At 68.2% G+C, this 13,535-nt stretch carries 10 protein-coding genes; 8 read left to right on the plus strand and 2 right to left on the minus strand.

Annotation, left to right across the window (positions count from 1 at the left end; genetic code table 11):
- Window positions 1-66: 66 nt before the first annotated feature.
- The 5 genes from ACIBTM_RS13560 to ACIBTM_RS13580 all read left to right on the plus strand — a co-directional run bounded on the left by ACIBTM_RS13560 (window position 67) and on the right by ACIBTM_RS13580 (window position 7,205).
- On the plus strand, window positions 67-2,277 hold the full coding sequence (locus ACIBTM_RS13560) for a serine/threonine-protein kinase (RefSeq protein WP_395876828.1): 2,211 nt from the start codon (window positions 67-69) through the stop codon (window positions 2,275-2,277).
- Window positions 2,268-4,535 (plus strand): serine/threonine-protein kinase, encoded by a 2,268-nt coding sequence (locus tag ACIBTM_RS13565; RefSeq protein WP_395876829.1) that lies wholly within the window; start codon window positions 2,268-2,270, stop codon window positions 4,533-4,535. Before ACIBTM_RS13560 ends, ACIBTM_RS13565 begins: the two co-directional genes overlap by 10 nt.
- A gap of 351 nt (window positions 4,536-4,886) precedes the next feature.
- The gene (locus ACIBTM_RS13570) at window positions 4,887-5,537 is read left to right on the plus strand and encodes a hypothetical protein (protein ID WP_395876830.1); all 651 of its coding nucleotides are present in this window, start codon (window positions 4,887-4,889) and stop codon (window positions 5,535-5,537) included.
- Between the two features lie 19 nt (window positions 5,538-5,556).
- A complete protein-coding gene (locus tag ACIBTM_RS13575) occupies window positions 5,557-6,207 on the plus strand; it encodes an NAD(P)H-binding protein (RefSeq protein ID WP_395876831.1) in 651 nt (216 codons plus the stop codon).
- A 50-nt stretch (window positions 6,208-6,257) separates the two neighbouring features.
- Window positions 6,258-7,205 carry a ribose-phosphate diphosphokinase gene (locus tag ACIBTM_RS13580; RefSeq protein ID WP_395876832.1) on the plus strand — a complete coding sequence of 316 codons (948 nt, stop codon included), beginning with the start codon at window positions 6,258-6,260 and terminating at the stop codon, window positions 7,203-7,205.
- On the opposite strand, the gene ACIBTM_RS13585 is transcribed toward ACIBTM_RS13580, so the two are convergent.
- Window positions 7,202-8,506 (minus strand): D-arabinono-1,4-lactone oxidase, encoded by a 1,305-nt coding sequence (locus tag ACIBTM_RS13585; RefSeq protein ID WP_395876833.1) that lies wholly within the window; start codon window positions 8,504-8,506, stop codon window positions 7,202-7,204. The genes ACIBTM_RS13580 and ACIBTM_RS13585 overlap by 4 nt on opposite strands.
- Window positions 8,507-8,609: 103 nt before the next feature.
- Here ACIBTM_RS13585 and ACIBTM_RS13590 point away from each other — a divergent pair, with 103 nt between their 5' ends.
- Window positions 8,610-9,794: an amino acid deaminase/aldolase gene (locus ACIBTM_RS13590; RefSeq protein ID WP_395876834.1), complete on the plus strand. Its 1,185-nt coding sequence runs from the start codon at window positions 8,610-8,612 to the stop codon at window positions 9,792-9,794.
- A 377-nt stretch (window positions 9,795-10,171) separates the two neighbouring features.
- On the opposite strand, the gene ACIBTM_RS13595 is transcribed toward ACIBTM_RS13590, so the two are convergent.
- Window positions 10,172-10,816 (minus strand): TetR/AcrR family transcriptional regulator, encoded by a 645-nt coding sequence (locus ACIBTM_RS13595; protein ID WP_016330531.1) that lies wholly within the window; start codon window positions 10,814-10,816, stop codon window positions 10,172-10,174.
- 126 nt (window positions 10,817-10,942) lie between these two features.
- Between ACIBTM_RS13595 and ACIBTM_RS13600 the strand changes: the two genes are divergently transcribed.
- Window positions 10,943-12,265, plus strand: coding sequence for a GH1 family beta-glucosidase (locus ACIBTM_RS13600; RefSeq protein WP_395876835.1), 1,323 nt, complete (start codon window positions 10,943-10,945; stop codon window positions 12,263-12,265).
- Complete coding sequence (locus tag ACIBTM_RS13605) at window positions 12,258-13,514, plus strand: MFS transporter (RefSeq protein ID WP_395876836.1); 1,257 nt, start codon at window positions 12,258-12,260, stop codon at window positions 13,512-13,514. The genes ACIBTM_RS13600 and ACIBTM_RS13605 overlap by 8 nt, the downstream gene beginning before the upstream one ends.
- Window positions 13,515-13,535: the final 21 nt, after the last annotated feature.

The following is a 13,535-nucleotide window of genomic DNA, read 5'->3' on the forward strand; positions in this document are numbered from 1 at the left end:
AGGCGGGGAACCGCTGCGGCGCAGCTCACCTCCAAGGGGACACGATCGGGAATCGCGGAGGAATCTGTGGACGACTGGGCCTTGCCGGGTTTCACCGAGCTGGGGTCGCTGGGCGAAGGTGGATTCGGGCGGGTCGTGCTGGCCCGCCACGACGAATCCGCGCAGGTCGTGGCCATCAAATACCTGTACGCGAGGTTCGCCGCCGACCCTCAGCGGCTGGCCGAGTTCCGCCATGAGGCGCAGATCCTGAGCCGCGTTTCGGGGCCGCACATCGCCCGTTTGCACCAGTTCGTGGAGACCCCACAAGGGGCCGCGATCATCATGGAAGCCGTTCACGGAATTTCCCTGAAAGAGATCCTCGCCCGCCAGGAGAAGCTCGAACCCGAAGCCGCGCTGGCCATCCTCAAGGGTTCGCTGCTCGGTCTCGCCGGCGCGCACGCCGCGGGCACCGTCCACCGCGACTACAAACCGGCCAACGTCCTGGTCACCTGTGAGGGGCAGAGCAAACTCGTCGACTTCGGCATCGCCGTGCTCGCCGGGCAGACGGGGGTCGCCGCGGGCACGCCCGCGTACATGGCGCCCGAGCAGTGGGCGGGCGGCGTCGCCACCCCCGCGACCGACGTCTACGCCGCGACCTGCGTCTTCTTCCAGTGCGTCGTCGGACACCGGCCGTACGAGGCGGAGCAGACCGAAGTGCTCCGCACGCTGCACGAATACGCCCCGATCCCGTTCGGCGAGGTCCCCGAACCGGTCCGCGACCTCATCGCGCGCGGCATGGCGAAGGACGTCGCCCAGCGGCCGTCGGGCGCGGCCGAGTTCGTCACGGAGCTGGAGGCGTCCGCCAGGAAGGCGTACGGCGAGGACTGGGAGCGCAACGGCTGGCACTGGCTCGCCAAGGGCGCCGGTGTCCTGGTCGCCCTGTCCCCGCTGGCCCTGCTCGGCGCGGGTACCGCGGCCGCACCGGTCCTCGCGGGTGGCGGGGTCGCGGCCACCGCCGGGGGCGGGATCGCGCTCGGCCTCAAGATCACCGCCGCGGTCGCCGCCGCCACCGCGGTCGCCGTCGGGACGGTCGTGGTGGTCGGCACGAACAGCGACGACGAAGTGCCGCCACGGACGGCGACCGTCGCCGCGATGAAGGTCGAGCTGCTCACCCGCACCGAGAAGCTCGACGGCTTCGACTTCAACGGGAAATACGTCCGGATCAGCGGGCTGAAGGACAAGGCCGTGGAGGAGCGGGTCAACAAGGCGCTGATGGCGCCGATCGACGGCTGGCTCACGAACATCTGGCCGCCGGGCGAGCCGCCGGAGAAGGAACCCGACGGCGACATCCCGCATATGTCCACCACCGCCGAGGTCCTGCGCCAGGACGACAAGCTGATCTCGGTCGTCTACGAACGTTCGGTCGAAACGGTCCAGCTCGGGAACCACGGCGGCTACGCCGTCCGGACCCTCGTGATCGACCTGTCCGACGGCGACGTGATCCCGACGGCCGACCTGTTCGACGACGTCGACGGCAACGCCGGGCGGATGCGGATGGTGGAAGACCGGATGTACGCCTCGGCCAAACCGGGCGAGTGCCTCGCCACGCCGCCGTCGGAACCGGAGCACCTTCCCGCGGGAGCGATGTCGGACCGGTACACCCAGGACGGGGCGATCGTGCAGGCGGCGCCCGCGGCGAACGGGATGGAGTTCCGCGTCGCCGCCTTCGCGCTCGGCTACCCGATGGTCTGCAATCCGACGACCGTCACCGTGCCCTACGAACGGCTGCGCGGCCTGCTGAGTCCCGCGGTCGCGTATCTGCTCGGCGGTACGCAGGGCAAACGGTCCAAAGAGGACAACGTCGGCGCCTTCACCATCACCACACCGGAAAACTGGCGGCTGCTCTCCGGTGACCCCATCGAGCGCTACCTGGTGACCGCCGACCAGTGCACGCAGCCGTTCCATTGCGCGGGCGTGGTCTTCAGCGACAACTCGCGGGTCGATCCGGCCACGCCGGCGTATGAACCGGGCAAGCCCTACAACCGGTCCAACGGCCCGCGTCCGTGTCACTCCCTCGGGGCACCGGGGGAGACCCAAGGGGCGCCTGTCCTCCAGACGAAGGAACTTCGTTCGATCGGGACGAAGAAGGCGGCCTACGAAGAGTGGAGGCTCACGTGTTCTGGTGGCGGTAGCGTCACTCAGCGGGTCTGGTTCCTGCCGAAAACGCAGCTCGTGATCGTGGACGAGTGGAACACTCCAGGCCTCGACAAGATCCTGGAAGAGGCAAAGTGGAACTAAGCGACGAGTGGAGACTGCCCGGCTTCACAGAGCTGGAGCAGCTGGGCACCGGCACCTTCGGCCGAGTGGTGCTCGCGCGCCAGGAGAACACCGGTCACGTCGTCGCGATCAAGTACCTCTTCTCCCGCTTCGCCGCCGAGCCCGCCTATCTCGACGCGTTCCGCCAGGAGGCGCTGGCGCTGCACCGGGTGTCGAGTCCGCATGTCGTGAAGCTGTACGAGTTCTTCGAGACGCCGCAGGGTGCGGCGATCGTCATGGAGGCGATCAACGGCGTCTCCCTGCGTTCCGTGCTCCAGGCCGAAGGCGCTCTCGAACCCGAAGCCGCCCTCGCCGTCCTGAAGGGATCGCTGCTCGGGCTCGCCGCGGCGCACTCCGCCAACGTCGTCCACCGGGACTACAAACCGGCCAACGTCCTCGTCGCCGACACCGGCGAGAGCAAGCTGGTCGACTTCGGCACGGCCGTCCTGGCGGGTGAACGCGGCCCGTCCGTCGGCACGCCCGCGTACATGGCGCCCGAGCAGTGGTCCGGCGGGCAGGCCACTCCCGCGACCGACGTCTATGCCGCGACCTGCGTGTTCTTCCACTGCGTCGCCGGGCACCGGCCGTACGAGGCCGAGCAGACCGAAGTGCTGCGCACGCTGCACGAACACGCGCCCATCCCGTTCGGTGAAGTCCCCCAGCCGGTGCACGAGATCGTCGCGCTGGGCATGGCGAAGGACCCGTCCAAACGACCGGTCGACGCGCTCGTGTTCGTCAGCGAGCTGGAACGCGTCGCCCGCGCTGGGTACGGCGACGAATGGGAACGCAAGGGCTGGTCACGGCTGGCGAAGGCGGCGGGCGTGCTCGCCGCGGCGACGCCGTTGGTCCTGCTCAGCGCCGGTACGGCGGCCGCGCCCGGCGTCGCCGCCGCCGGAACGGGTGCGGCGGCCGCGTCGACCGGCGGGATCGCGGTCGGGCTGAAGATCACCGCCGGGGTCATCGCGGCGACGGCCGCCGTGGTCGGTTCGGTGGTCGTCTTCTCCGACGCGAGCACCCCGTCACCGCCGCCGCCGACCACGCAGCAGGCCGTCGCGCTCAAGGTCGCCATGAAGACCGAGTCCGGGACGGTGCCCGGCACGACCCTCGCCTACACCGGCGACCACCCGGTGGTGACCGGTTCGCCCGATCAAGCCTGGCTCAAACGGGTCAACGACGCGCTGATGGCGCCGATCGACGCTTGGAACCGCAAAACCGGCCCCGGCGCCGCCAAGCTGGAGCCGGAACGCGGCCCGTACACGCTGACCACCAAGGCCGACATCCGCTCGGAGAACGAGCGGTACCTCTCCGTCCGCTACACCAGCGACCTCGTGAACAAACCGCATCCGACCTGGGGGCACGGCCGCGCGACGGTGACGATCGACCTCAAGGAGGGCAAGGCGCTCACGCCGGCCGAACTGTTCGCCCCCGGGAAGTTCACCGACGAGGGCCTGCGAGAACTGACCGAGCGGCTCTGGCCTGACAAGGAGCAGTGCGGCCCTCCGAGCACAATTTTCCCGTACCGGCCGCTCCAGGCAGCCGACCTCACCGGAGACCCGAAGGTGTGGCTCGCGTTCGCGCCGACCGCCCTCGAGGTCACGGCGAACATGACCGACCTGGGCTTCACCACCGCCTGCAGCGTCCAGGACCTCACACTGCCCTACGACAAAGTCGCCGATCTGCTGAACCCCGCCCTTGTCGACGGCGTGACCAGCGGAAAGGTGCTCAAAGGCACGTCGTCCGCTCCGCCCGCGCAGGGTGTCACCGACGTTTCGGCGGGCGCGCTCACCCTGCATCTGCCGCAGGACTGGTCCGTGGTCTCGCAGGGGCTGGAGAAGGTGCTCGTCGGGCCAGGCTGTCCGGATCCGAAGAAGTACTTCAACTGCAAGTACGTCCTCCTCACGGACAACACCCAGCGGTCCGCCGAGCAGCCGCCGTACCGGCCGGGGGAGTTCTACCGGCGCAGCGCGGGCGGACGGGCCTGCAACGCCGCCGGGCGGAAGGACCTCCGCCAAGAGGGTGACGCCGCGCGGACGGCTTCCGCCACCGCACCGGTCGGCGGCGCGACGGCGACCTACGAGGAGTGGACGATCCAGTGTGTTCCTCGTGGACAGACGGGCGGAAGCGGCGAGGCGCGAGTGACTCAGCGGATCTGGTTCCTTGCGGACAGGCAAATCGTGGTGATGGACGAGTGGCGGACGCCGGGCGTCGAAGAACTTCTTCGTACCGCGACGATCTCTTGACCTGACCTGCGAAGGTCCAAAGTGGAATAAGTATTCATTGGGCTGAATGGCCTAACGCACTACTTCGCTTGCCACGCCGATGTTCGGTGGCGATCAGTCCGTACTCGTGACCGTTCGGAGACGCCGGGTAACACCACTTACCTCTCCCTCACTCGGTTGGCGGCACGGTCGGACTGAAGTCCGATGACCGCCTACCGACCGGTCACCGATGACAAGGCGCCGCCGATCGCAGCCACTCCCGTTGTCCGGCGCCGCCGCCTCCCCGCCCTGTTAGACAGGTCATGTGCCGCTTCCACCGAGGTGGCACGGGATGACGAGCCCTAGGGAAACCAGGTTCGAAGGAGGCGGAACGTGGCGGCTACACCGAACATGGAGAGCTCGACGGTCGCCGGTGGCGCGAAGCGCAGCCGGTCACTGCCGAGCCGGGTGGTGCCGCCGATCGAACTGCCCGCGAGCGTCGGGGAGCTTTCGCGCAAGGCGGCGGCCCTGCTCGGCTGGAACGGCATCGTCTTGCCGGAGACCACCGTGCTCGGCCGCAAGATCTGCGTGGTCGCCCGGCTCCGTACCGACGTGCACGCGGAGCGCATCGCGATGGGCATGGGTCCCGTCGTCGATCGCGCCACCGTCGACACCTGGACATGGCCAGAGCTGGCCGCGACCGCACCCGCGCCGGCCGCCGAGATCATCGGCGTCCTCGCGGTCGCCCGGCACTGGCGCACCGCGATGGCCTCCGCGGTTCCGTTCGCACGTTACGGCGAGGCCGCGATGGTGCTCCCATCGCCAGCCGTACTGACGGAAGACTACGTCGGCAACTGCCTGCCGCGCGCCCGCGCGTACGGGCTCGGCATCGTCACCGCCGACCCCAACGCCGTGGCCGACCTCGACCTCGAGGGCCACAGCGAGCGCATGATCCTCGACGAGGACCCGGTCTCGCGCCTGGTCAACGAGATCGTCTACGACCAGCTGCTTCGGGAGACCGAGCTTCCTGCCGAAGTGGACTGAACGCGCTACGGTCGGGTCCATGCGAGTAGTCATTGCGGGTGGACACGGACAGATCGCGCTGAAGCTGGAGAAACTGCTCTCCGCGCGCGGTGATCAGGCGGTGGGGATCGTACGGAACCCCGGCCACGTAGCCGATCTCGAAGCGGCTGGTGCCGAAGCGGTCGTCCTCGATCTGGAAAAGTCCGATGTGGACGCCGTCGCCAAGGTGCTCGACGGCGCCGACGCCGCCATCTTCGCGGCAGGCGCCGGGCCCGGCAGCGGGACGGCCCGTAAGGACACTGTGGACAGGGCGGCCGCGGCACTCTTCGCGGCGGCTTCCGAGCAGGCGGGCGTGCGGCGGCATATCCAGGTCGGCTCCATCAACGCCGACGTTTGGGAGACCGCGGACGTACCGGACGATTTCCGGATGTACCTCAAAGCCAAGAAAGCGGCCGAGGACGATCTGCGTGCCCGCGATCTCGATTGGACGATCCTGAGGCCGGGGCAGCTCACCAACGACGAGGGCACCGGCAAGATCCTGATCGCCGAATCCACCGAGCGTGGCCCCATTCCCCGTCAGGACGTCGCCGCGGTCCTCGTCGCGCTGCTCGACGATCCGTCGACGGCGGGACGTATCCTCACCACGATCGCGGGTGATACTCCTATCTCTCAGGCCGTTTCCGCTCTGTGAAACTCTAGTGTGTGGACGTAATCCGTCTTTTGACTGAACGGAGAAGGTCCTTGCGCGAGGACATCGCGGTCTTCAGTGGCAGCGCACATCCCGAGCTCGCCGAAGAGATCTGCGCCCATCTCGGTGTTCCCCTGTATCCGGTGAAGGTGCAGCGGTTCGCCAACGACTGTCTCGAAGTCCAGCTCGAAGCGAACTGCCGCGAGCGCGACGTCTTCCTGATCCAGCCGTTGGTGCGGCCGGTGCAGGAACATCTCGTCGAGCTGCTGCTGATGCTGGACGCCGCGCGGGGTGCTTCGGCGAAGCGGATCACCGTCGTCATGCCGCACTATTCGTATGCCCGGTCGGACAAGAAGGACGCGCCGCGGATCTCGATCGGCGGCCGTCTCGTCGCCGACCTGATGGCGACCGCCGGCGCCGATCGCGTCCTCGCGATGACACTGCACTCGCCGCAGGTCCATGGGTTCTTCAGCGTCCCGGTCGATCACCTGCACGCGTTGCAGGAACTGGCGAAGCATTTCCGCCAGTACGACCTGTCCGCGACCACCGTGGTCTCGCCGGATCTCGGCAACGCCAAGGAGGCCGCGCATTTCGCCCGCCTGCTCGGCGTTCAGGTCGCAGCGGGCGCGAAGCAGCGCTTCGCCGATGACAGGGTCGAGATCAGCTCTGTGATCGGCGAGATCACCGGCCGCGACGTGATCGTCCTCGACGACGAGATCGCCAAGGGCAGCACGGTGATCGAACTGCTCGGCAAACTCCGGGAACTGAAGCCGCGTTCGATCCGCGTCGCCTGCACGCACGGCCTCTTCTCCAGCGGCGCGCTCGAGCGGATCGGCAGCCAGCCCGACGTGCTGGAGGTCGTCTGCACGAACACGGTGCCCATCCCGCCGGAGGAGCAGAGCCCGAAGCTGCGGGTCCTGTCGATCGCGCCCGCGCTGGCGGAGGCGATGCGCCGGATCCACAACGGAGAGTCGGTCAGCGCGCTGTTTGAAACAGCTTAGGGAGTGCCGAGGACCCGGTCGAGGTACGTGTTCGTGAAGACCCCGGCCGGGTCCACCTCCTTGCGGACCCGCAGGAAGTCGTCGAAGCGCGGGTACCGCGAGCGCAGCGTCGCGGCGTCGAGGTCGTGCATCTTGCCCCAGTGCGGGCGGCCGCCGACCTCGCCGACGATCGACGCGAATCCGGCGAAGTACTCCCGGTAGGGCATGCCGACGAACTGGTGGATCGCGATGTAGGCCGAGTCGCGGCCGTTCGCGGTCGAGAGCCAGATGTCGTCCGCCGCGGCGACGCGCACCTCGACCGGGAACGCGACCGGGTTCTCCAGCTTCGGGACGAACGCGCGGAGTTCGGAGAAGACGTCGTGCAGCGCTTCGCGCGGGATCGCGAACTCCGACTCGACGAACCGCACACCGCGATGGGTGACGAAGACGCGATGCGACGTGTCGCTGTACTCGCGGGCGGAGAGGATGTTCGAGGCGAACCGGCCGAGCGGCTGCACGAGCTTCGGCACCGCGCGGCCGAGACGGCACAGTCCGCCGAACGCGACGTTCTCCGTGACCTCGTAGTCGACGAACTCCTTCAGCTTGCTCAGCGGCCGGCGTTCGCTACCCGCGGGAAGCCGGTTGTTGCGCTTGACCAGGGCGTTCTTGCCGTAGGGGAACCAGTAGAACTCGAAGTGGTCGTTCTCGTCGGCGAACCGGTCGAAGCCTTCGAGGACCTGTTCGAGTGGTTCCGGCCGCTCCTGGGCGGAGAGCAGGAACGACGGTTCGCACTGCAGGGTGACCGTGCTGATGACGCCGAGCGCGCCCAGCCCGACCCTCGCCGCGGCGAAGAGGTCGGGGCGTTCGTCCGCCGAACAGGTGACCACGGTGCCGTCGGCGAGTACGAGTTCGAGCGCGGCGATCTGGGTGGCGAGCCCGCCGAGCCGGGCCCCGGTGCCGTGGGTACCAGTGGAGATCGCGCCCGCGACGGTCTGCGCGTCGATGTCGCCGAGGTTGGTCATCGCCAGGCCCAGTGCGTCGAGTTCGGCGTTGAGCTGCTTGAGCGTGGTCCCCGAACGGACCGTGACCAGGCCTTTCGCGACGTCGGCCGACGCGATTCCGGTCCAGCCGGTCAGGTCCATGGCGTCCGAGTTCGCGGCGGCGATCGCGGTGAACGAGTGGCCGCTGCCGAGCGGGCGCAGGCGCCGTCCGTCCGCGGTGGACCGGCCGATCGCCTCGGCGATCGCGTCCGTGTCACGCGGCCGGTGCACGCGCAGCGGCGACGCCGTCGCGGTGCCGGCCCAGTTGCTCCACCGTGTCATGAGCCACCCGTTTCGTGAGCTGCTGCCCTTGAGCTGTCCGAGTGCCGAAACAGTAAGTGAATAGTATTCGCGTTTCAAGCCCTTCTGTCGTACCTTAGTTCGGGTGACCAGTGCGACGGTGTACGACTTGGCGACGAAGGACCTGGATCCTCCGTTCGCGATTGTCGACTTGGATGCGTTCGACGCGAACGGCGCCGACCTGCTTCGGCGGGCGAACGGCAAGCCGATCCGCGTGGTCAGCAAATCCGTGCGCTGCCGGTATCTGCTCGAACGGGTCCTCGCGCGGCCCGGTTTCGAAGGCCTCATGTGCTACTCGCTCGCCGAAGCCGTCTGGCATGTCGAGCAGGGGACGTCCGAGGACATCGTGGTGGCGTACCCGACCGCCGACCACGGAGCACTGCGGAGGCTGGCGGCGAACGACCGCGCGCGGGCGGCGATCTCGATCATGGTCGACTCGCCCGAACATCTCGACCTGGTCGATGCCGCGCTGGGACAGGGGCACCCCGAAATCCGGGTCTGCCTGGAGCTCGACGCTTCGTGGCGGCCACTGCCCGGAGTGCACGTCGGCACCCGGCGTTCGCCGGTGTTCAGTCCGCGGCAGGCCGCGGACCTGGCTCGGACCATCTTGTCCCGCAAGGGTTTCCGGCTTGTCGGGATGATGGCTTACGAAGGCCAGATCGCCGGGCTCGGCGACGCGGCGGGCGGCGGCGTCAAGAACTCGCTCGTCGGCTGGATGCAGCGAAAGTCCATTGTGGAAATCGCGAAGCGCCGCGCGGCCGCCGTTCGGGCCGTCCGCGCGCTGGCGGATCTGGAGTTCGTCAACGGCGGCGGCAGCGGCAGTGTGGAATCGACCGGTGCCGAAGCGGCCGTCACCGAAATCGCGGCGGGCTCCGGCCTGATCGGGCCGACGCTCTTCGACGGCTACGCGCACTTCTCGCCGCGCCCGGCCGCGCTGTTCGCGCTCCCCGTGGTCCGCCGTCCGGCGCCGAAGGTCGCGACGCTCTTCTCCGGCGGCTACATCGCTTCAGGCCCCGCGGAGTCTTCGCGACTTCCGACGCCCTACCTGCCAGAAGGTCTCTCGCTACTCGGATTCGAAGGCGCCGGCGAAGTCCAAACCCCCGTCTCCGGCGAAGCGGCCCGCCACCTGCGGCTCGGCGACCGCGTCTGGCTGCGCCACGCGAAGGCCGGCGAATTGGCCGAACGCTTCACGCACTACCACGTCGTCGTCGGCGACCGCGTCGACCGGACCGTCCCCACCTACCGAGGCGAATCCCAAAACTTCGGCTGAGCCCCGCGACCCCACCCCCACCCGTCCCTGGGGGCGTGCCCTGCACCAGCGTATCGGGAGGGGGTGTCGGGGAATCGGGTTCGGAGGGGTGAGGGGGCAGGTTGTCCACAACTGTGGGTGGGTGTGGACAACTTATGTGGACAACCGGATAAGGCCAGGTCGGCGGGCTTGTGGGCGTGGTTGCTGGGAATCGTGTGACTGGTGGGACGGCGGGTTCGGGCGCTGGCGGACACGAATGGAGCAGCGGGGAACCGGCGGTGTCCTGAAGGCCCCCTTTGAGACATTCAACGTCTCAAAGGGGGCCTTCAGGACATCACCAAGCCGCTCGGGAAGCGCCACCGGGAGTCCACAATGGATGGACGTGGGCAGAACAAACCTCAGGCTTCCCCGAACTTGCTCGCCAGGTAACCCTTCACCACCGACTTCGCCTCCGCCACGATCCGCTCGTCCCCTCGCGGGTCACGGCGGAACGCCAGCTTCAGCAGCGCGTCGGCGGTCTCGTTCGCGATCGTCAGCGCGAACCGGATGTCGTCCGGCGGCGACTGGATCCGCGCGGAAAGCACGTCGGTGAGCGCGTCGACGATGACCGCGTTGTTGTCGCGCGTCTCGTCGAGGAGCTGTCTGTCCACGACGTCACCGAAGTGGACCTTCGAGAAGCCGGGGACCTCGCGGTGCATCGCCAAGTAGATGTCGAGGATCGAGTCCACGACGTCCCACCAGTGCTCGGGCGCGAGCTCGTTCAGGGTTTCCGACACCGACGCGACGAACCGTTCGAGGTTCCGCTGCGTCAGCGCCTGCACCACGGCCCGCTTGTCGGGGAAGAACTGGTACAGCGAACCGACGGCCACCCCTGCGCGCTTCGCGATCAGTGTGGTCGTCAACGCGTCGTAACCGAGTTCGTCGATCAGCTGGGCGCTGGCGTCGAGCATCTGCTCCACCCGCTTGGCGCTGCGCTGCTGAACGGGCTGCCGCCGGAGCGGAGTCGTCTCCGCTTGCGGTTTCGCGGCCTGGATGTCGGACACTCGGGCTCCTCCTTCGCTGATCTGCGACTTTATCGTGCCGACAGGGTTCCCCCCGGTCGAGTGAAGGCATAGTATCTGAGAACTTTTCATGTTCGGCCGTGTCTGAAGAGGAAAGGTGTGCCGCCGGTGGAGAATCCGACCTTCCCGTCCGAATTCCTGTGGGGTGTTTCGACCTCCGCCTTCCAGATCGAGGGGGCGACCGGGGAAGGCGGCCGGGGACAGTCCATTTGGGACACGTTCACCGAAACGGAGGGAAAGATCGCGCGGGCTGAGCACGCCAAGGTAGCGGCCGATCACTTCCACCGCTACTCCGAGGACATCGCGTTGATGGCCGAACTCGGCGTCGGTGCCTACCGCATGTCCTTCGCCTGGCCCAGGATCCAGCCCGGCGGCGAAGGCAAGCCCAACGCCGAAGGCCTTGCCTTCTATGACAAATTGCTCGACGAGGTCTGCGCCGCGGGCATCGCGCCGACCGGGACGCTCTTCCATTGGGACCTCCCGCAGGCGCTCGAAGACAAGGGCGGCTGGCTCGCTCGCGACACCGCCGAACGGTTCGGGGAGTACGCCGCCATCGTGGGCGAGCGGTTCTCCGATCGGGTGAAAATGTGGATCCCGCTCAACGAGCCCATGGTCATGTCGATCTTCGGCTACGCCATCGGCGAGTACGCGCCCGGCAAGACGCTCCTTCTCGACGCCCTGCCCACCGCGCACTACCAGAATCTCGCGCACGGTCTCGCGGTCCAAGCGTTGCGCGCGGCCGGTGCCCGCGGTGTCGGTACGGCCAACAATCATTCGCCGATCTGGCCCGCCTCCGATTCACCGGAGGACAAGGCCGCGGGCGAATGGATCGACGCTCTCATCAATCGCACTTACGCGGATCCGGTGCTGCTCGGCCGATATCCCGAACAAGTCGTCGCGCATCTCCCGTCGGATTTCGCCGACGATCTGCCGACCATCGCGCAGCCCCTCGACTTCTACGGGGTGAACTACTACGAGCCGCAGGGCGTCGCCGCGCCCGGCGAAGGCAATCCGCTGCCCTTCGAGCTTCGCGCGATCGAGGGATATCCCATGACCACCAACGATTCGCCCATCGTTCCGCACGGGCTGCGCGAGCTGCTCGTCGGCTTCCACGAGCGCTACCGGGAGCACCTCCCGCCCGTCTACATCACCGAAAACGGCTGCAGTTTCGACGACGTCGTCGCCGAAGACGGCCACGTCCACGACCAGGAACGCATCGACTTCCTCGACAGCCATCTGGTCGCGGTGCGCGAAGCGATGGACGCCGGTGTCGACGTCCGCGGGTACTTCGTCTGGTCGCTGATGGACAACTTCGAATGGTCGAAGGGCTACCAGCCGCGCTTCGGTCTGGTGCACATCGACTACGAGACGCAGAAGCGCACGCCGAAGGACTCCTTCGGCTGGTACCGGGAACTGATCCGCCATGAGTGAGGTCCGGGACCTGCCCGAGGCGCTCGCCGAGCCGGCCGCCAGGGTCCGCGCGGGGTGGATGAGCCTGCTGTTCTTCGCGAACATCGCGCTCTGGCTGGGAATCTACGCGCCCATCCAGGTCCTCCTGCCCAAACAGGCCGAACTGCTGGACGCCGCCAACAAGGAAGCGGTGTTCAGCCTGGTCACCGGTATCGGTGCGGTCGTCGCGCTGATCGCCAACCCGGTCGTCGGCCTGCTCTCGGACCGCACCTGCCACGCCCGCGGCCGTCGTCATCCCTGGACGGCCGCCGGTGCGGCGGTCGCCGCGGCCGGACTGCTCGTCCTCGCCTTCGCGCCGAACGTCGCGGTCATGGTGCTCGGCTGGTGCCTGGTCCAGGCGGGTTTGAACGGAATGCTCGCCATGCTGGTCTCGGCGATCGCCGACCGGGTGCCCGTGCCGCAGCGCGCTCAGGTCGGCGGGCTGGTCGGCATCGCGCAGATGCTCGGGACCGTGCTCGGCGCGGTGGTGGTCGTGGTGATGCTCGACCTCGCCGGGCTCCCGCTGGGATACGCGGTGTGCGCGGCCATCGTGCTGGCGGGCGCGGCGGCGTTCGTCCTGCGCACGCCGGACGCGCGGCTGCCGGTCGCGTTCCGGCCGTCCGCCCGTATCCGGGACGTGCTCGCGAATCTGTGGATCTCCCCGCGCAGGCATCCGGATTTCGCCTGGGCGTGGGGCTGCCACTTCATGATCGGGCTCGGCAACGCCTTCGGGACGCTGTACCTGCTGTTCTTCCTCAAGGACGCGGTGCACTACGAAGACCCGGACACCGGACTGCTGATCATGATGGGCCTCTACGGCGCGGCGCTCATCGTCGGCGCGCTCATCGCCGGGCACTTCTCCGACAAGACGGGACGCCGGAAGCCGTACGTCCTCGCGGCGTCGGCGGTGATGGCCGTCGCCGCCCTGCTGCTGGTCGTCTGGCAGAACTGGACCGCCGCGCTCGCGGCGTCACCGCTGCTGGGAGTCGGTTTCGGCGCGTACATGGCCGTCGCGCTCGCGATGCTCACGCAGGTGCTGCCCGCCGCGCAGGACCGGGCGAAGGACCTCGGGGTCATCAACATCGCGAACTCGCTGCCACAGGTGGTGGCGCCGATGCTGACCGCGCCGATCCTGGCCTATCTGGGCGGATATCCGAGCCTCTTCGCGGCTTCGGCGCTGTCCACCGTCATCGCCGCGGTACTCGTCACGCGGGTGAAGGGCGTCAGCTGAAGGTTGGAGACCGCGGACCGG

The sequence above is a fragment of the Amycolatopsis sp. NPDC049868 genome, from assembly GCF_044461365.1.
Lineage (GTDB): Bacteria > Actinomycetota > Actinomycetes > Mycobacteriales > Pseudonocardiaceae > Amycolatopsis.

Excerpts from the sequence above, each read along its gene's own strand:
- ACIBTM_RS13575 (WP_395876831.1), top strand. The coding sequence starts at position 5,557 with ATGCGAGTAGTCATTGCGGGTGGACACGGACAGATCGCGCTGAAGCTG.
- ACIBTM_RS13585 (WP_395876833.1), bottom strand. The coding sequence starts at position 8,506 with ATGACACGGTGGAGCAACTGGGCCGGCACCGCGACGGCGTCGCCGCTG.
- ACIBTM_RS13605 (WP_395876836.1), top strand. The coding sequence starts at position 12,258 with ATGAGTGAGGTCCGGGACCTGCCCGAGGCGCTCGCCGAGCCGGCCGCC.